The organism is Roseateles sp. P5_E8 (assembly GCF_054177665.1).
On sequence record NZ_JBGCUM010000021.1, the window covers coordinates 1 to 18,859 of the forward strand.

The 18,859-nt window shown below is 67.6% G+C and carries 14 protein-coding genes and 1 pseudogene; 6 read left to right on the top strand and 9 right to left on the bottom strand.

The genetic code is table 11. The annotated features are described in order from the left end of the window. From ACXRVZ_RS14065 to ACXRVZ_RS14090, 6 genes and pseudogenes are all read right to left on the bottom strand, one after another. Nucleotides 1–145: pseudogene (locus tag ACXRVZ_RS14065) on the bottom strand (IS110 family transposase); the annotation flags it as partial. Nucleotides 146–436: 291 nt separating this feature from the next. Next, the gene (locus ACXRVZ_RS14070) at nucleotides 437–1,303 is read right to left on the bottom strand and encodes a DUF4394 domain-containing protein (RefSeq protein ID WP_457422505.1); all 867 of its coding nucleotides are present in this window, start codon (nucleotides 1,301–1,303) and stop codon (nucleotides 437–439) included. Nucleotides 1,304–1,405: 102 nt separating this feature from the next. Further along, on the bottom strand, nucleotides 1,406–2,722 hold the full coding sequence (locus tag ACXRVZ_RS14075; RefSeq protein WP_458232494.1) for an ABC transporter permease: 1,317 nt from the start codon (nucleotides 2,720–2,722) through the stop codon (nucleotides 1,406–1,408). Between the two features lie 2 nt (nucleotides 2,723–2,724). After that, nucleotides 2,725–3,894, bottom strand: coding sequence for an ABC transporter permease (locus ACXRVZ_RS14080; RefSeq protein WP_457422501.1), 1,170 nt, complete (start codon nucleotides 3,892–3,894; stop codon nucleotides 2,725–2,727). A 16-nt stretch (nucleotides 3,895–3,910) separates the two neighbouring features. After that, on the bottom strand, nucleotides 3,911–4,609 hold the full coding sequence (locus ACXRVZ_RS14085) for an ABC transporter ATP-binding protein (protein WP_458232495.1): 699 nt from the start codon (nucleotides 4,607–4,609) through the stop codon (nucleotides 3,911–3,913). Then, nucleotides 4,606–5,904, bottom strand: coding sequence for an efflux RND transporter periplasmic adaptor subunit (locus ACXRVZ_RS14090; protein WP_458232496.1), 1,299 nt, complete (start codon nucleotides 5,902–5,904; stop codon nucleotides 4,606–4,608). Before ACXRVZ_RS14090 ends, ACXRVZ_RS14085 begins: the two co-directional genes overlap by 4 nt. A gap of 149 nt (nucleotides 5,905–6,053) precedes the next feature. On the opposite strand from ACXRVZ_RS14090, the gene ACXRVZ_RS14095 reads away from it, so the two are divergent. Next, nucleotides 6,054–8,924, top strand: coding sequence for a M16 family metallopeptidase (locus tag ACXRVZ_RS14095; protein WP_458232497.1), 2,871 nt, complete (start codon nucleotides 6,054–6,056; stop codon nucleotides 8,922–8,924). A gap of 7 nt (nucleotides 8,925–8,931) precedes the next feature. Here ACXRVZ_RS14095 and ACXRVZ_RS14100 read toward each other — a convergent pair whose 3' ends face one another. Together ACXRVZ_RS14100 and ACXRVZ_RS14105 are read right to left on the bottom strand one after the other, a co-directional pair. Beyond that, entirely contained in the window at nucleotides 8,932–9,579 is a 648-nt protein-coding gene (locus tag ACXRVZ_RS14100; protein WP_457422493.1) for a response regulator, read from the bottom strand. Then, nucleotides 9,576–10,733, bottom strand: coding sequence for a response regulator (locus ACXRVZ_RS14105; protein ID WP_457422491.1), 1,158 nt, complete (start codon nucleotides 10,731–10,733; stop codon nucleotides 9,576–9,578). Before ACXRVZ_RS14105 ends, ACXRVZ_RS14100 begins: the two co-directional genes overlap by 4 nt. A gap of 250 nt (nucleotides 10,734–10,983) precedes the next feature. On the opposite strand from ACXRVZ_RS14105, the gene ACXRVZ_RS14110 reads away from it, so the two are divergent. From ACXRVZ_RS14110 to ACXRVZ_RS14125, 4 genes are read left to right on the top strand one after another with little or no spacing between them, the layout of a single operon-like run. After that, nucleotides 10,984–11,400 (top strand): hypothetical protein, encoded by a 417-nt coding sequence (locus ACXRVZ_RS14110; protein ID WP_457422513.1) that lies wholly within the window; start codon nucleotides 10,984–10,986, stop codon nucleotides 11,398–11,400. A 53-nt stretch (nucleotides 11,401–11,453) separates the two neighbouring features. After that, nucleotides 11,454–11,816, top strand: coding sequence for a response regulator (locus tag ACXRVZ_RS14115; RefSeq protein WP_394410235.1), 363 nt, complete (start codon nucleotides 11,454–11,456; stop codon nucleotides 11,814–11,816). Nucleotides 11,817–11,841: 25 nt separating this feature from the next. Then, nucleotides 11,842–13,974, top strand: a complete 2,133-nt coding sequence (locus ACXRVZ_RS14120; protein ID WP_457422487.1) for a chemotaxis protein CheA — start codon at nucleotides 11,842–11,844, stop codon at nucleotides 13,972–13,974. A gap of 30 nt (nucleotides 13,975–14,004) precedes the next feature. Then, nucleotides 14,005–14,529: a chemotaxis protein CheW gene (locus tag ACXRVZ_RS14125; protein ID WP_458232498.1), complete on the top strand. Its 525-nt coding sequence runs from the start codon at nucleotides 14,005–14,007 to the stop codon at nucleotides 14,527–14,529. A 64-nt stretch (nucleotides 14,530–14,593) separates the two neighbouring features. On the opposite strand, the gene alaS is transcribed toward ACXRVZ_RS14125, so the two are convergent. Continuing rightward, nucleotides 14,594–17,218, bottom strand: a complete 2,625-nt coding sequence (alaS, locus tag ACXRVZ_RS14130; RefSeq protein WP_458232499.1) for an alanine--tRNA ligase — start codon at nucleotides 17,216–17,218, stop codon at nucleotides 14,594–14,596. A gap of 108 nt (nucleotides 17,219–17,326) precedes the next feature. Here alaS and ACXRVZ_RS14135 point away from each other — a divergent pair, with 108 nt between their 5' ends. Then, nucleotides 17,327–18,811 carry an NAD-dependent succinate-semialdehyde dehydrogenase gene (locus ACXRVZ_RS14135; protein ID WP_457422481.1) on the top strand — a complete coding sequence of 495 codons (1,485 nt, stop codon included), beginning with the start codon at nucleotides 17,327–17,329 and terminating at the stop codon, nucleotides 18,809–18,811. Nucleotides 18,812–18,859: the final 48 nt, after the last annotated feature.

Here is an 18,859-nt window from a genome sequence, read left to right on the forward strand (position 1 = left end):
TCGCGATCAACTCGTCGTGTCCCGCGGCCTCGTTGCTCACACGTCGCACCTCGGTGCCCAGGCAGACATCCAGATGCTGCTTGGCCACGTCGATGCCGACGTTGATGCGACGAACCGGGTTCGCTACCCCACCTTGCGGATGCATGCTCATGATTGGCAACTGTTCGGGCTACACGGTTGGACAAGACGGGTGGCTGCGTTGACCATAGGCTCGGGGACGAACTTCAAGCTCCGGGGGACAACAGGTTTRGCGCAGCTACCGCGACACGGAAGGCATTCAGCGCGTGCCGCTAAATGCTTGATTGGAAAGATACAAGGGGACGGCGATGCTCGCGGCATCGAGCCGCGAGCACATCGCCAGACGGGCCGGCTTGGGAGCGGCCCGGCGCTCGGCCCCGCATGAAGGCACGACGGCCGCGCCGAGCTTGCAAAAAACTCAGGACCGCCGGCGGCGCAGGAAGCCGAGGCCAACAAGGCCCAGGCCCATCAGCGCGTAGGTCGAAGGCTCCGGCACAGCACTGACCGTCAGGCCCGACAGCGTGCCGTTGTAGGTACCGATCAGCGTTGCCGCACCGGTGCCCAAGTTGATGCTGTAGATGCCCGTCGCCAGCGAGGTGCCGGCGTCCACGTTCAGCGCCGCATAGGCCTGGCCATTGCCCAGGATCTCGAAGCCGTTGGCCTTCAGCACGTCCACGCCCAGCGCGCCCACCGTCGTGATCGTCGGGGTGTTGAAGGCCGACGGCGCCATGGCCAGTGTGTCGTTGCTGGCGTCGATGTAATACAAGGCCGTGCTGGCCGGCGCGGTGGCGGGCATCAGCATCGCGTTGGTGTAGGCCACGCCGGTGAAGCCGGCGGCGATCTTGTTGGCGGCATTGCCGACCACGCCGGTGGCCGCATTGATCGCGAAGTTGTCGCCGGCCGAGCTGACCAGGCGCAGCGACGCGCCGGTGCCGAAGTCGGCCACCGGGTTGAAGTCGATGCCATAGCCGAGATTGGCCTGGATGACAGGCGCGCTCAGCGCCGCGACCCAGCTGGCCGCGCCGGTCATTTCATTGACCGTGTAGAGCTGGTTGGCGAGGCTGACGCCGTAGATCTTGCCGTCCTTGGGCCGGGTGTCGATGCCGACGAGGCGGTCGCCGGTCATCAGGCCCGTGATGTCCACGTTCATCGCGCCAGCGATGTTCGTGGTGTCAATGCGGCTGAGCTGGCTCTGGCTGTTCAGGCCGATCAGCGTGACGGCCTGCGACGAGGCGCAGACAAGGAAGGCAGCGGCGGCTAGCGCGGTGCGTAGGGAAGAAGTCATCGGGGGCTCCTGACGTGGGTGGTGGGACAAAGACCCACTGCCTACGGCCAGGTGGCCGGCGCCGGATGCAGGTTCCGGCGCCCTCCCCCTAACTTACCGTCCTCACGCCTCCCGCAACGCCGTCGTCACCGGCAGCGACGCCGCCCGCACGGCCGGGAACAATCCGCCGATGAAGCCGATGGCCAGGGCCCACTTGATGCCCTCCCACAGCAGGCCCGGCGACACGGCCAGGTTGAAGCTCAGCTTGCCGACCGAACCGGCCGACATCGTCGAGGCCTCGTAGCCGTTGAACAGCAGCCAGGCCACGAAGCCACCGATCAGCCCGCCGATCAGCGCCAGCAGCGTCGTCTCCAGCATCACGGCGACGACGACCGGCAGGCCGCGAAAGCCGATGGCGCGCAGCGTGGCGATCTCGCGGGCCCGCGTGGCGACGGCGGCGAACATGGTGTTCAGCGCGCCGAACACCGCGCCCACGGCCATGATGGAGCCCACCGTGATGCCGATGATGCGCAGCACCTTGGTCATCTGCTCACCCTGCTTGGAGAAGAACGCCAGCGTCGTCGTCGCCTTGACCTTGAGCTGGGGGTTGCCCTCCAGCGCGGCGCTGAAGGCCGTGATGGCCGCCGGGTTCTCCAGCTTCACCGTCGCCGAGTTGCGGCCGCTGCCGCGCTTGTAGGCGTCGTTGACGACGTTGGCATCGGCCCAGAGTTCGGACTCCATCGAGTCGCCCGACGAGAAGATGCCGACGATGGTCCAGGGTTGATTGCCCAGCTTCAGGCTGGACCCCACCGTGAGCCCCTCGAACTGCCGCACCGCGCCCTTGCCGACGATGAGCTCGCGCAGCCCGGGCTGGAAGGTCTTGCCCTCAATGATCTTGGCCTTGGGTCGCACGGCGAAGGCGGCCTCGCTGATGCCGCGCACCTGGGCGCTGCCCGTGTCGCCGGTCTTGCTGCCCTTGACGGCCAGGTTGGCCGCCACCACGGTCTCGGCCGAGATGATGGGCTCGCCCTTGGCGTTCTTGGCCACGCCGGGCGCCTGCTCGATCTGCACGATGTCCTCGCGGCTCAGCGAGGACGAGACCTCGTTGGCCGAGGCGCCGCGCATGACGATGGCCGTGTCCTCGCTGCCGGAGTTGCGCAGCGTCTGCGCATAGCCCTCGGCCATGGCCAGCAAGGCCACCAGCACGCCCACCACGCCGGCGATGCCGACGACGATGACGGCCGACGAGCCCAGCCGCTGCGTCAGCGTGCTGATGCCCACCGCCGTCACCGAGCGGGCCTGCGCGCCGCTGCGGAACAGGAACATCCACAGCGCCAGCAGCGCGGCCGCAGCCAGCGCGCCGTACCAGGGCATGACCACCCAGCCCGCAAGCAGGGCGACCATGAGCAGGACGAGTCCGAAGTTCTTCAGGAATTTCATGCTCATGCCCTTCCGGCCAGTGCATCGGTGATGTTGATGCGCATTGCTCTCAAGGCGGGCAACGCGCCGACGACCAGACCGAACAGCAGGGCCAGGCCGACGCCGATTGCCCAGCTGCTGAGGCCCGCGGCCGGCAGGTTCAGCGCGCCACCGCTGCCCGCGCTCGCGGCAGGCCCGATGACGCTGGCCAGCCCCAGGCCGATAACGCCGCCGAGCAGCAGCAGCAGCACCGACTCGGCCAGCACCATGGACAGCACGCTCTCACCCGAGAAGCCCAGCGTCTTCAGCACCGCGATCTCGCCGGTGCGCTCACGCACGGCCTGCATCATGGTGTTGCCAGCGAGCAGCAGCAGCGTGAAGAACACGGCGCCCATGATGGACGTGACGATGAGGTTGATGTCGGCCAGTTGCCTCATCCACGCGGACATCGCCGCGGCTTCGGTCTGCGTGCGGGTCTCGTGGTCAGAATTGGCCGAGATCTCGTCGATGGCCTTGAGCACGCGGTCGGCCTGGTTGACGTCCTTCACGCGCGTCACGTACCAGCCCACCTGGCCCTGGTTCCAGGGCGTCGTGTCGTCGAAGTACTTCCAGTTCAGCAACACCATCTGGTCGTAGAAGGCGCCTGCCTTCTTGTCGGCCACAACGATGATGCCGGCGATCTTGAAGGGCCAGTTCTGGCTGCCGTTCTTGTCCGGGAAGATGGTGGACTGCATGGGAATCTGGTCGCCCACCTTCCAGCCGAACTTCTTCGCCAGCCCTTCGCCGACGAGGACGCCGTCCTTGGTCTCGGCGAAAGCCTTGCGGTGCTCGGCCGAGACCTGCATTTCCGGATAGACGTCCAGGTAATTGGGCGAGACGGCAAAGCTGAAGACCTGGTTCTCCGGCTTTTGATAGGCACCGCCGAACCAATTGGCAAAGGCCACGTCCTTGACGCCGTCGATCTGCGAGATGCGCGCGCTCAGCGACATCGGCAGCAGCTGGATGAAGCTGAGCTTGGCGCCGGTCTGCAACCGCTGCGCGCCATTGGCGCTCTTGCCCGCCTGGTCAAAGCCGATGCGCACCGCGTCCAGCAGCCCGAACAGCAGGAAGGCCGTGACGATGGACACCAGGGTCAGGAAGGTCCGCAGCTTGCGCCGGAACAGCGCCGCCCAGATGAGGTGGAGGTATTTCATGTTGGCCTCCTGTAGATCAGGCCAGAGCTTCAGCGGCAGTGACCAGCGTGCCCTTGTCGAGGTGCAGCGTGTGGCTGGCGCGGGCGGCGGCGCGCGGGTCGTGCGTGACCATGACGATGGTCTTGCCATGCTCGCGGTTGAGCGCCTGCAGCAGCGTCAGCACGTCCTCGGCGGACTGGCGGTCCAGGTCGCCGGTGGGTTCGTCGCAGACCAGCAGCGTGGGGTCSGAGACGATGGCCCGCGCRATGGACACGCGCTGCTGCTGSCCGCCCGACAGTTCGGYGGGCTTGTGCGAGGCGCGGTCCGCCAGGCCGACCAGCTGCAGCGCGATGGCCGCACGCTTCTTGCGCTCGGCCGCCGACAGCTTGGTCAGCAGCAGCGGCAGCTCCACGTTCTTCTGCGCCGACAGCGTGGGCATCAGGTTGTAGAACTGGAAGATGAAACCGACGCGCGACGCCCGCCATTTGGCCAGCGCCGCGCTGCCGAGCTTGTCGATGCGCTCGCCGCCCACGCTGATCGAACCGCCGCTGGGCGTGTCCAGGCCGCCAATCAGGTTGAGCAGCGTGGTCTTGCCCGAGCCCGACGGGCCCATCAGTGCGAGGAAGTCGCCTTGCTGCACGTCCAGGTCGATGTGGTGCAGCACCTCGAGCTTTTGCTTGCCGCGCGTGTAGACCTTGGACAGGTCGCGGACTTCGATCAATGCGCTCATGCTCATTCCTTGTTGGAGACGGTTGAACCCTGCTTCAGCTCGGCGGGCGGCGACACGACAACCGTCTCCCCTGCCTTCACACCTTCGGTGGCGAGCCGGAACTTGCCGACATCGCCGCCCAGCTTGACCGCGCGCTGCTCGGCGCGGTTCTCATGGACGACAAACACGACCTGCGCGCCGTCACGCTCGACGACGGCCTCAGGCGGCAGCAGCGTGCCGGGCACCGGCTTGGCATCTGCCTTGGCCTTGGCCGCCAGGAAGCTCACGCGCACGCCCATGTCGGGCACGACGCGCTCGTCCTTCTGYTCCAGCGCCACGCGCACCTTGACGGTCGCCTTGCCGCGGTCGGCACTCGGGATGAYGGCGACGACGTGGGCCGGGATCTTCCATTCAGGGTACGCGTCGAGCACGGCCTCGCAGGGCATGTCGGCCTTCACCTGGGCGATGTAGGCCTCGTTGACGTCCACGTTCACTTCCAGCGAGTCCATGTCGACGATGGTCCCGACGCCGGTCCGCGTGAAGCCGCCACCGGCGGACAGCGGCGAGATGATCTCGCCGACCTGCGCCGCACGTGCCGTGACGACRCCGTCGAAGGGCGCACGCACGGTGGCGTAGTCGAAGTTGACCTGGGACTGGCGCACCTGGGCCTGGGCGGCCTCGATCTGGCGCCGGGCGGCCTCCAGTTGCGCGACGTAGGACTTGACGGATGTGGTCGCCTGCTCGCGCGACTGGTGCGTCGTCATGCCGCTGGCGGCAAGTTCGATCTGGCGGCGCTCATTGGCCTGGGCCTGTTCAAGCTGGGCCTGCAACTGGCCCAGGTTGGCCTCGGCCGTGCGCACCTGCGCCCGGGCGGCGGCCATGCCCGCCTTCAGGCCGGTGTCGTCCAGCCGGGCCAGCACCTGGCCCTTTTTGACCTTGAAGCCCTCATCGATCAGCACCTCGGTCAGCGTGCCGGTCATCTGCGCCGACACGGTGGCCATGCGCCGCGCCGTCACATAGCCGGTGGCCTGCAGCACCGCGTCGCTGCGGGCGCCCTGGCCATTGGCGCGTGCGGTGGCCGTCTGCACGGCGACGGGCTTGCCAGCGGCAAAAAACCACCAGGCCGCACCGCCGCCCAAGGCGACGACGACCAGGCCGGCCAACACGCCCCAGACCCACTTCGGCGGCCCGCCGCCATGGTCCTCGCGATGCGCGCCTTCGATGCGCAGCTCCTTCAGCAGTCCGGTGTCGATGACGCGCTCCCGATGAGTTGATGCCCCGGGTTCGGGACGGATCGGATTTTGCACAGACAAGGCTGTCATGCGATCAGGGCTTTCGACGAACGGCGGCCGGTGAGGTTGAAACGACATCGGCGCGGACGAACGGCGGCTGGGGCTGTGTTTCGGGTGCAAAGCTGCGCTCCAGCCGTCTGATAGATTCCCCGCCCGGGAGAAAACAAGACTCGGAGCCCATGAGCACGAAACACCGATTGATGCGGGCCGCCATGGCCCTGCTGCTGGCGCTGTCAACGCCGGCCTTTGCTGAAACTTCCGTTTCCCTTCCCCCCGAACAGAGAACGCTGGGCGGCATCACCGAGTACCGCCTGGACAACGGCCTGCAGCTGTTGTTGATGCCGCAGGCCGGTGCGCCGCGCATCAGCTTGACGGTGACCTATCGCGTCGGCAGTCGGCATGAAGGGCCGGGCCAGGCTGGCATGGCGCACCTGCTGGAGCATGTGACCTTCCGCGGCACGGCGTCCATCGCCGACCTGGGCGCCGAGATGCAGCGTCTGGGCGTGAGCTTCAACGGCACGACCATCACCGACCGCACCAACTACCTCAGCAGCTTTCCCAGCAGCGACGCCACGCCCACGCTGCCGCGGATGCTGCGCCTGGAGGCATCGCGCATGAGCGAAGCTCGCCTGGCCGAGGTCGACTTCGCCAAGGAAAAGCCCATCGTGCTCAACGAGATGGGCCTGCGCGAGGGCATGTCCCCCGAGAGGCGCATGCATCAAAGCCTGCTCGCGGCTGCCTTCCGCCAGCATCCCTATGGCCGACCGGTGATCGGCTACGTGGCGGATATCGAGCAGCTGTCCCTGCCGACGCTGYAGGCCTTCTACCGCCGCCACTACCGACCCGACAACGCCGTGCTGATGCTGGCCGGTGGCTTCGAGCCGGCGCAGGCGCTGGCGGCCGTGGTCGAGATCTTCGGGCCGCTGAAGAACCCCGAGCCGCCCTCGCCGGAGCTGCTGCCGCCCCTGCCCGAACAGCCCGAGCCCCAGCAGCAGGCACCGCGAGTGATGACGATGCGCACCAGCAGCACCGCCCTGGCCGTGGGCTGGCGCGTGCCCGGCATGGCCCACGAGCACGCGGCGGCCGTCGGGGTACTGGGGCGGTTGCTGGGACGGGTGCCCGCCCGCGTGACCGAGCGCAATCCCGAGCGGCCCTTTTCGCTGGCCGTTCTTGAGGCGAACCGCACGCGCGATCCCACCATCCTGGGCCTGATCGTGCAGCTGCCCAACACGCCCAGTGCAGACGCCGAGGCGCGCACGGCCCTGACGTCGCTGGAGTCGCAGTGGGTCGACCGCCTGCAGGACCTGAAGCACATCATTGCCCCGGATCTCGTGCGCCAGGTGACCGACACCCGCGCCCGCGAGCTCGCTGAAGCGCTTCGCGACCCCATGCGTGCGCCGGTGCTGATCAGCGACGCCGTCGGCGCGGGCGACTGGCGCCTGGCCTTCAAGCTGCAGGAGCGCCTGGCCGCGCTGAAGCCAACGGACGTCTACAAGGCTGCCGACCTCTACCTGCGCAGCCTGAACCGCGTCAATGCCCGCGGCGTCACCGATGCCGCCGTGCCGCGGCAGGCGATGCAGTTCGAGGAGCAGCCTCTGACCGGCATCGCCAGCTGGTTCGAGCGGCCGGCGGAGGTCGCCCACGTCAGCGATCCGGCCAGCGAGATCGGCGACCTCAAGCCGCAGCAGGCGCTCGGCGCGGGCGATGCCTTCGAGACCGATCCCGCCGCGCTGGAGCGGGCCGCCAAGCGCTACCTGCTGCCAAGCGGCATCAAGCTGGGCGTGTTGCCACGCAAGTCCGCGGACGAACGCGTGGCCGTGCTGCTGAGCTTGCGCTGGGGCCGTGCAGAGGACATGACTCGGCTCAACGGTTGGCGCGCGCTGAGCGGCGACATGCTGGAGGCCGGGGCCGCCGGCCGCACGGGCGCCGCGATCCGCCAGCTCAAGAAGGTGCTCCAGGCGGAGGTGCGGGTCACCAGCGGCCCGCAGTCGCTGACGGTGCAGCTGGTGACAAGGCGGCAGCACCTCGCGCCGGCGCTGCAGCTGGTCAAGGAGATGCTCAGCGAGCCCGAGCTGCCCCAGGCCGCCTTTGAGCAGGAGCGCAACACCGCACTCGCCCGCCTGGCAGCCGCGGAGCGCAACAGCAGCGAAGGCCGCGCCAGTGCCACGGAGCGCGAGCGCCAGCACCGCATGGCGCAGATGGGCCTGCAGCCGGGCGACGCGGGCTACCAGCCCTCGGGCGCCGAGCTGTCCGCGCAGTGGCGGGCGCTGACGGTGGACGAGGTGCGCGAGTTCCAGCGCAGGCATTGGTCGGCCAATGACCTGATGGTCACCGTCGCGGGCCAGGTGCCGGATGGGTTGTTGGCGCTGGTTGAGCACCTCTTCGCCGGCTGGAAGAAGCCGGACGCGCCGGCTTTCGTGCGCGCGGCGCCGGCGCACAAGCCGGTGGCGGCAGGGCACTTCGGCCCGCCGTCGTCGGGCGCGGCCAGCCGCGATGCCGTCGCGCAGCGCGCCGCCGTGATCACGCTGATGCAGGAGCTGCCGCTGAACCGCGGCGACCAGGACTATTTCCCCCTGCTCGTCGGCACGCGCATCCTCAGCGGCGGCCCCATCGGCGGCGGCCGCCTGACGGAGCGCCTGCGTGCGCAGGATGCGATGAGCTACAGCGTCACCGTCCAGCTGCGCGTGCCCAACGACGGTGACCGCGCCGGCCTGCGCCTGCAGGCCAGCGGCGCGTCCGCCCGCGCCGCGCAAGTGGAGGCGGCGATGCATGAGGAGCTGCAGCGCCTGCTGGCAGAAGGCGTCAGCGCAGCGGAGGTGGAGCAGGCGCAATCCCGCCTGCGTGCGGACCGGCGGCAGCGCCTGGGCAGCGAGCTGGGCCTGGCCGGCGCGCTGATGATTCAGCTGGACCGCGAGATCACCTTCGCGCAGATGCTCGCCGAGGAGGAAGAGGGCCTGGCCGCCGTCACGCCCGAGCGTGTCCTGCTGGCCATGCGCCGCTTGCTCAAGGCGGATCGGTGGGTGACGTTGATCACCCAGGGCGCCAACTGACGCAGGGCTAGCTGGCGACCAGTCCGTTGCGAATGGCGTAGACCGTCAGCTCGGAGTTGTTCGTCAGCCCCAGCTTCTCGAGCATGCGGGCGCGGTAGACGCTGACGGTCTTGGGGCTGAGCATCAGCTCCTCGGCGATGTCCGACAGGCGCTTTCCGGACGCGATCATCACCAGCGTCTGCAGCTCGCGGTCCGACAGCTTGTGGTGGGCCTGCTCGGTGACGGGCGCGGTCAAGCTCTCGACCAGCATCTGCGCGATCTCGGGCGTCACGTACTTGCGGCCCTGGGCCACGGTGCGCACGGCCAGCACCAGCGTGGCCGGGTCGCCGCCCTTGTTGACGTAGCCATAGGCGCCGGCCTTCAGCGCGCGGATGGCGTATTGGTCCTCCGGGTACATCGAGACGATCAGCGTGCGCACGGCCGCGCCCTCGTCCTTCAGCACATGCAGCACGTCCAGGCCGGAGCGGCCGGGCATGTTGATGTCCAGCACCAGCACGTCGCAGGGGTTGTCCTTGCCCAGCTTGTGCAGCAGGCCGCGCAGCTCCGTGTAGTCGCCGGCCTCACCGATGACCTCGATGTCGTCGGCATCGGCCAGCGTGTCACGGATGCCGCGACGGATGAGGCCGTGGTCGTCGCAGAGGATGACCTTGATCACACGCGGCCCCAGATGGAGTTGCCGAGGTCCTTGCCGAAGTCGGTGGCGTCGTCCAGCGCGTCGATGGCGTCGGGCGCCAGCGGCACGGTCAGGATGAGGCTGGTGCCCTTGCCCGGCGTGCTGGAGAGGTCCACCCAGCCACCCACCGTCGCCGCGCGCTCGTGCAGGCCGCGGATGCCGAAGGAGCGCTCCTTGGCCAGGTCGCCCGCCGCGACGCCCCGGCCGTTGTCGCAGATCTCCAGCGTCAGCACGCCGGAGTCCAGGCTGAGTTCGATGTCGACGCGCGTTGCACCTGAATGCTTGGACACATTGGTCAGCGCCTCCTGCGCCGTGCGATAGGCCACCAGCGGCACGCCCGGCGGCAAGGCCAGGCGCTCCTCGCCGATGCGCAGGCCGGCCTCGATGCCGGTGCGGCGCTCGAAGCGTGCCGTCATCCACTGCAGCGCGGCCACCAGGCCCTGCTCCAGGATGGCCGGGCGTAGGTTGTGCATGATGCGCTGGCTGGCGTCTATGGCCGAACTGACCGTCTCCAGCGCCGCCGCAACGCGCTGGCGCACCTCGGGCTCCTGGGCGTGGCGGTCTATCCAGGCGAGGTCGAACTTCAGCGCCGTGAGCGACCCGCCGACGTCGTCATGGATCTCGCGCGCGATGGCCGCCCGCTCCAGCTCGACGCTGGTCTGCAGATGGCCGGCCAGCTGATGCAGGCGCTGCTTGGACCGCAGCAGCTCGTCGTCGGCCGCGCGCCGGGCGCGCTCGCTGTCCACCGCGTCGATGGCATGCAGCAGCGCGGGCACCAGCCGGGCCAGGTTGTTCTTGAGCAGGTAGTCGGAGGCGCCGTTGCGCATCGCCGCCACGGCCGCGTCCTCGCCGATCTCGCCGGAGACGAGCAGGAAGGGCGTCAGCAACTGCCTCTCCTTGACGGCCTCCAGCACCTCCAGGCCCGTGTAGCCCGGCAGGTTGAAGTCCGAGATGATGGCGTCCCAGGGGCGCTCAAGCGCCGCCAGCACGGCCGGCAGCGCGTCCTGCCGCTGCATCTCGATGCGCAGCCCGGCGCGGGACAGTTGCGCGAGGATGAGTTGATGGTCGAGGTCGGAGTCCTCGACATGCAGCACACGCAGGATCCGGTCAGCCTGCTCGACACCAGAAATCGTCATGGGGCCGCAGTATGCCGCGCCGACGCCTGCCGGCCCGGCGCCGCGCCGAACGCCGTTCAGACCGGTAATACCGCTCGTTCTCACACCATCTCCAGGTCGACAGCGGTCGAAAATCAGGTGAACATGCCATGATGCATTCGCCCTGATCGAATACCCAGGGCCATCGGGAAAAGAAGCGGCATCCCCTCGCGGAGACACGATGCAGATAGAAACCTCCAACGCAACAGAACTAGACGGGGCCTTGACCGCCATGCCTCTGCTGGCGGCTGCGGAACTGCAGGATCACCTGATGACGGTGACCAACGACCTTGAGCGTCTGCAGCGCCTGCTCGACGACGCCGGCGAGGCCTTGTCCACCCATTTCTTCAGCGCCTCCAACGAGGCCATGTCGCTGCTCGGCAGCAGCGACGGCACGCCCGCCGCCGCCGGGCTGAAGCAGATCATGCAAGACATCGCCGGGGCCATCACCGCCCTGCAGTTCCAGGACATGGCGACGCAGTTGATCGCCCACACCAGCCAGCGCCTGCGCAACTGCGCCGACCAACTGGCCCGCGACACCTTCGGCATGGATGACGAGGACGGTGCCGCCGTCGTCGAGATCGCGCCGCTGCGACCCAACCCGGTCACGCAGGACGAGATGGACGCCGGCTCCATCGAACTTTTCTGAATCCCGCAGTTCAATTCGGCCCCCAGGCAAAACGTCTCTCGGAGAAAACTCAAATGCACTCAATCCTTGCTGTCGACGACTCGGCCTCGATGCGTCAGATGGTGGCCTTCACGCTCAAGAACGCCGGCTTCAACGTGGTGGAAGCAGTCGACGGGCAGGACGCCTGGGAAAAATCCGGCACGCGTGATTTCGACCTGGTGCTGACCGACCAGAACATGCCGCGCATGGATGGCATCAGCCTGACCAAGAAGCTGCGCGAGAACCCGAAGTTCAAGACCACGCCCATCCTGATCCTGACCACCGAGTCCAGCGACACGATGAAGCAAGCTGGCCGCGCCGCAGGCGCCACCGGCTGGTTGGTCAAGCCTTTCGACCCCGCCAAGCTGATCGAAGTGATCGGCAAGGTCATCCGCTGAAGTCCGTTCCACAGGGAGTACAGCCATGGGTGACATGACCACCGAAGGCGCCAGCATCAGTGCTGGCATCGACCTCAGCCAGTTCTATCAGGTCTTCTTCGAGGAAGCCGGCGAGAACCTCGACAACATGGAGCGACTGCTGCTCAATGTGAACGTCGAGGCCGCCGACGACGAAGAACTGAACGCCATCTTCCGCTGCGCCCACTCCATCAAGGGTGGCGCGGCGACCTTCGGCTTCAGCGATGTCGCCGAACTGACCCACCAGATGGAGACGCTGCTGGACAAGCTGCGCCGCCACGAGCTGCAGCCCAACTCGGCCATGGTCGACGTGCTGCTGCAGTCCGGCGACGCGCTGCGCACCCAACTGGCCCGCCACCAGGGCTCGGGCGGCGACGTGTTCGACACGACCGACCTGCTCGTCAACATCAAGAGCTTCGTCGAAGGCGGTGGCGGTACTGTGGCGGCCGCAGCTGCTGCATCCGCACCCAAGGCCGCTGCCGCGCCTGCTCCCGCCGCTTCGGCACCGGCTGCCCCCGGCAAGCCCGGCGCCCGCTTGCTGGAGCTGCAGGTCGGACCGCTGACCGACCTGAGCCTGGCCGACAACCTCGTCGAGCTGTTCAAGGAAATCACCGACCTCGGCAACATCGAGCCGCTGGACGCCGGCCAGAGTTCCGACGGCATGCGCCGCTTCAAGGTGCTGACCAGCTCGACCGATAACGACCTGCTGGACCTCTTCACCTTTCACGTCGCGCGTGAACAGGTCAAGCTCATCCCCCTTGGCCCGGGCTTTGGCTTCTACGACGGCTCGCCCGGCGCACCGCCGGCCGAGGCCCCGTCTGCCGACCCCGGCTATGGCTTCTTCGACGACGCCCCTGGCATGCCCGCTGGCGGCGCCGCTGCGGCTGCGCCGGCCGCCGAGGCCGCACCCACCGCCGCCATCGTGCCGACCCGCGTGGCCACGCCGGCCAAGGCCGAGGCCAAGCCGGCCGCGATGGACCAGACGACGCTGCGCGTCTCCATCGAAAAGGTCGACCAGCTCATCAACCTGGTGGGCGAACTCGTCATCACCCAGGCCATGCTGGCCCAGAACAGCCGCGAGCTCGACCCCGGCCTCTACCAGCAGCTGACCTCAGGTCTTGCCGACCTGGAGCGCAACACGCGCGACCTGCAAGAGTCGGTCATGTCGATCCGGATGATTCCGATGTCGACCGTGTTCAACCGCTTCCCGCGCATGCTGCGCGACCTGGCGGCCAAGCTGGGCAAGAAGGTCGAACTGGTCACGCAGGGTGAAGCCACCGAGCTGGACAAGAGCCTGGTCGAGAAGATCACCGACCCGCTGACCCACCTGGTGCGCAACAGCTGCGACCACGGCATCGAGATGCCCGCCGACCGCGAAGCGCGCGGCAAGCCCGAGCAGGGCACGATCACGCTGGTCGCGTCCCATCAGGGCGGCAGCATCGTCATCGAAGTGCGCGACGACGGCCGCGGCCTGAACCGCGAGAAGCTGATCAGGAAGGCCCGCGAGAAGGGCATAGACGCGCCGGACACCATGACCGACGCCGAATGCTGGAGCCTGATCTTCGCGCCCGGCTTCTCGACGGCCGATGTGGTCACCGACGTGTCCGGCCGCGGTGTCGGCATGGACGTGGTCAAGAAGAACATCACGTCACTCGGCGGCACCGTCGAGATCGACTCGGCGGAAGGCTACGGCATGAAGGTGTCCGTGCGGCTGCCGCTGACGCTGGCCATCATGGACGGCATGAGCGTGGGCGTCGGCGACGAGTGCTACATCCTGCCGCTGTCCTCGGTGGTCGAGTCCTTCCAGGTGCAGTCCGACACCATCAAGACCGTCGCCGGCTCCGGCCGCGTCGTCGAGGTGCGTGACGAATACATGCCAGTCATCGAGCTTGAAAAAGTCTTCGACGTGCCGCGCTTCGACTTCGAGCACGTCAGCTCCATCATGGTCGTCGTCGAGGCCGAAGGCGGCCGCGTCGCGCTGCTGGTGGACGAGCTGCTCGGCCAGCAGCAGGTCGTCGTCAAGAACCTCGAAGCCAACTACCGCAAGGTCAACGACGTGTCCGGCGCCACCATCATGGGTGACGGTCGCGTGGCGCTGATCCTGGACGTCGGCAGCCTCGTGCGCCGCTCGCGCCACTAACCAACAACCAAGATCGACAGAGAGGTTCGCATGGAAGCCAGCAACGTCCCCGCCCTGCGCCAAGCCGGCGCCGTCACCACCAAGGCCCACGGCCCCAAGAGCGGCGAGTACCTGACTTTCCGCCTGGGTTCGGAGGAGTACGGCATCGACATCCTGAAGGTGCAGGAGATCCGTTCCTACGAGGCGCCCACGCGCATCGCCAATGCGCCGGACTTCATCAAGGGCGTCGTCAACCTGCGCGGCGTCATCGTCCCCATCGTCGACCTGCGCCTGAAGCTGAACTGCCCGACGGCGGAGTACAACAGCTTCACCGTCGTCATCGTGTTGAACGTCAAGAACCGCGTGGTCGGCGCCGTTGTCGATTCGGTCTCCGACGTGCTGGAACTGAGCCGCGACGCGATCAAGCCGGCGCCAGAACTGAGCTCCGCCACCGTGGACACCAGCTTCATCACCGGCATCGGCTCGGTGGCCGACCGCATGCTGATCCTGATGGACATCGAAGGCCTGATGAGCAGCGCCGAAATGGGCCTGATGGAAGCGGCCATCGCCGCCTGATCCGGTAGCTTCCAAACAAAACGGGCGGCCCGCAGGCCGCCCGTTTTTTATTCCGAATCCGGAATCAGACGCGCTCGGCGACCCAGCCCGCCACGCTCGCCAGCGCCGCTGCCACGCCCGCCGGCTGCGTGCCACCGGCCATGGCCAGGTCGGGCTTGCCGCCGCCCTTGCCGCCGACCTGCTGGGCGACGAAGTTGACCAGCTCGCCGGCCTTGACCTTGCCCACGCTGTCGGCCGTCACGCCAGCGGCGATCTGCACTTTGTCGCCGTCCACCGCCGCCAGCACGATGGCCGCCGTCTTCAGCTTGTCCTTGAGCTTGTCCATGGTCTCGCGCAGCGTTTTGGCGTCGGCGCCTTCGAGCCTGGCGGCCAGCACCTTGATGCCCTTGACGTCGACCGCCTGCGCCATCAACTCGTCGCCCTGGGCAGACGCCAGCTTGCTCTTGGCTGCGGTCAGTTCCTTCTCCAGCGACTTGATCTGGTCGAGCACCGCGTGCAGGCGGGCATCGAGTTCGGCCGGCGCCGTCTTCAGCGTTTGCGCGGCGGCATGCACCGTTGCTTCCAGCGACTGCAGATAGGCCAGCGCGTTGTCGCCGGTCACCGCCTCGACACGACGGATGCCAGCGGCCACACCGCCTTCGGCCACGATCTTGAACAGGCCGATATCGCCGGTGGCCTTCACATGCGTGCCGCCGCAGAGTTCCTTGGACGAGCCGATGCTCAGCACGCGCACGGTGTCGCCGTACTTCTCGCCGAACAGCATCATGGCGCCGGTTTTCTGCGCGTCGTCCAGCGCCATGACCTTGGCGGTGGCAGCGGCATTGGACAGGATCTCGGCGTTGACGATGGCCTCGATCTCGCGGATCTGCTCCGTCGTCATCGGTGCGTTGTGCGCGAAGTCGAAGCGCGTGCGCTCGGCATTCACCAGCGAGCCCTTCTGCTGCACATGGGCGCCCAGCACCTCGCGCAAGGCCTTGTGCATCAGATGGGTGGCGCTGTGGTTGCGCACGGTCCTGGCACGGCGCTCGGCGTCCACGCGGGCCGCGAACTGGTCGCCGACCTTGACCGAGCCCTCGGTCACCTGGCCATGGTGGCCGAACACGTCGGCCTGGATCTTGATGGTGTCGGCGACGGCGACGCGCGTGGTGCCGTTGCGCAGCTCGCCGGAGTCGCCAGCCTGACCGCCGCTCTCGGCGTAGAAGGGTGTGTGGTCCAGCACGATGACGGCGTCGTCGCCGGCCTGGGCCTCGTTGACCTGGGCGCCATCGACGTAGATGGCCGTGACCTTGGCGGCCTCGACGGCGAGGTCGTCATAGCCGTGGAACTCGGTCGCAACGCCGCTGTAGGCCAGGCCTTGCGCCATCTTGAACTTGCCGGCGGCGCGGGCGCGGTTCTTCTGCTCTTCGAGCAGCTCGTTGAAGCGCGCCTCGTCCACCGTCACGCCGCGCTCGCGGCAGACGTCGGCGGTCAGGTCGACCGGGAAGCCGTAGGTGTCGTGCAGCTTGAAGGCGGTGTCGCCATCGACGTTGCCGCCCTTGGCCAAGGCCGTCTCGAGGATTTCCATGCCGGTGGCGATGGTCTGGAAGAAGCGCTCTTCCTCAACCTTCAGCACCTCGGTCACGCGGGCCTGGGCCTGGCGCAGCTCGGGGTAGGCCTCGCCCATCTCGGCACTGAGTGCAGTGACGAGCTTGTGGAAGAACGGCGTACGCGCGCCCAGCTTGTAGCCGTGGCGGATGGCGCGGCGGGCGATGCGGCGCAGCACGTAGCCCCGCCCGGCATTGCCGGGAATCACGCCGTCGACGACGGTGAACGAGCAGGCGCGGATGTGGTCGGCGATGACCTTCAGCGACGGGCTCGTGGCATCGCAGTCGCCACCACCGGCCGCGTCCACGGCCGACTTGGCGGCCGCGAGCAGGTTCACGAAAGTGTCAATCTCGTAGTTGCTGTGCACATGCTGCAGCACTGCGGCCAGGCGCTCCAGGCCCATGCCGGTGTCCACCGACGGTTTGGGCAGCGGGTGCATCACGCCGTCCTCAGTCCGGTTGAACTGCATGAAGACGTTGTTCCAGATCTCGATGTAGCGGTCGCCGTCCTGCTCGGCCGAGCCCGGGGGGCCGCCGGCCACGTCGGGGCCGTGGTCGTAGAAGATCTCGGTGCAGGGGCCGCAGGGGCCCGTGTCGCCCATCATCCAGAAGTTGTCGGACATGTAGCGCGCGCCCTTGTTGTCGCCGATGCGCACGATGCGCTCGGCGGGCACGCCCACGGTCTTGTTCCAGATGTCGTAGGCCTCGTCGTCCTCGCTGTAGACGGTGACCCAGAGCTTTTCCTTCGGCAGACCAAAGTTGACCGTCAGCAGCTCCCACGCATAGCTGATCGCGTCCTTCTTGAAGTAGTCGCCGAAGCTGAAGTTGCCCAGCATCTCGAAGAAGGTGTGGTGGCGCGCGGTGTAGCCGACGTTGTCCAGGTCGTTGTGCTTGCCGCCGGCGCGGATGCACTTCTGGCTGGTGGTGGCACGCGAGTAGCTGCGCTTGTCGAAGCCCAGGAACACGTCCTTGAACTGGTTCATGCCCGCGTTCGTGAACAGCAGCGTCGGGTCGTCACCCGGCACGACGGGGCTGGACGCGACGATCTGGTGGCCTTTCGACTCGAAGAACTTCAGAAAGGTCTGGCGGATCTCGGCGGCTTTCATTCAGCGGCTTCCTGTGGAAATGGGCGGTGACAAAGAAGGCGGATTGTAGGGAGGGGGCTTTACGTCGCCCGGGTAGAGTGACTCTCAATACGACAGGAGAGACCCCCGATGGATGCGAATTCCCCGCTGGACGCGCTCGAGAACCCCGGCCTGCTGCGCACCCAGGCCCTGATCAATGGCGAGTGGGTGGGCGGCGCCGCCACCTTTGCCGTGACCGACCCCGCCACCGGCCGCGAACTGGCCCAAGTGCCCAACCTCGGTCGCGCCGAAGCGCAGGAGGCCATCGCCGCCGCCGCCAACGCGCTCGCCGCCTGGCGCGCCAAGCCCGCCAAGGAACGCGCCGCCGTGCTGGTGCGCTGGCAACAACTGCTCGTCAAGCACGCCGACGACCTCGCCCGGCTGATGACGGCCGAGCAGGGCAAGCCGCTGGCCGAGGCGCGCGGCGAGGTCGTCTACGGCGCCAGCTTCCTGGACTGGTTTGCCGAAGAGGGCAAGCGCGTCTACGGCGAGACCATCCCGACCACCGACCCGACCAAGCGCTACCTCGTCATCAAGCAGGCCGTGGGAGTCTGCGCGGCCATCACGCCGTGGAACTTCCCGCTGGCCATGATCACGCGCAAGGTCGCGCCGGCGCTGGCCGCCGGTTGCACCGTCATCATCAAGCCGGCCGAGGCCACGCCGCTGACGGCCCTGGCCGCCGCTGAACTGGCCCAGCAGGCCGGCATGCCGGCCGGTGTGCTGAACGTGCTGACGGCGGATTCGACCCAGTCCATCGAGATCGGCCAGGTGCTGTGCGAGAGCGACGTCGTACGCCATCTGTCCTTCACCGGCTCCACCGAAGTCGGCCGCATCTTGATGAAGCAATGCGCGCCGACGATCAAGAAGCTCAGCCTGGAGCTGGGCGGCAACGCGCCCTTCCTCGTCTTCGACGATGCCGACCTGGACTCCGCCGTGGACGGCGCCCTGGCCAGCAAGTACCGCAACGCCGGCCAGACCTGCGTGAGCGCCAACCGCATTTACGTTCAGGCCGGCGTGTACGACGCCTTCCTGGAGAAGTTTGCGGCCAAGCTGGGCCAGTTGAAGACGGGCAACGGCTTCGAGAGCGGCATCAACGTCGGCCCGCTGATCGATGCGGCGGCGTTGCAGAAGGTCGAGACCCACGTCGCCGACGCCATCGCGTTGGGCGCCAAGGTGCTGGCCGGCGGCAAGCGCCTGGAGACGGCGGCCGGCAACTTCTTTGAGCCCACGCTGCTGGCCGACGCGACGCCGCAGATGCTGTGCTCGCGCGAGGAAACCTTCGGCCCGGTGGCGCCGGTGTTCAAGTTCCAGACCGAGGCCGACGCCATTGCGCTCGCCAACGCCACCGAGTTCGGCCTGGCCAGCTATTTCTACAGCCGCGACATCGGCCGCATCTTCCGCGTCAGCGAGGCGTTGGAGTACGGCATGGTGGGCGTCAACACGGGGCTGATCTCGACGGCGGAAGTGCCGTTTGGCGGCGTCAAGCAGTCAGGCCTGGGCCGTGAAGGCGCGCGGCAAGGCATCGAGGACTATGTCGAGGTGAAGTACATCTGCCTCGGCGATATCCATAAGTAGTCAGTCTCAAAAACGAAAAAACCGCGAGGCAGCTTTTGGCTGCGCTCG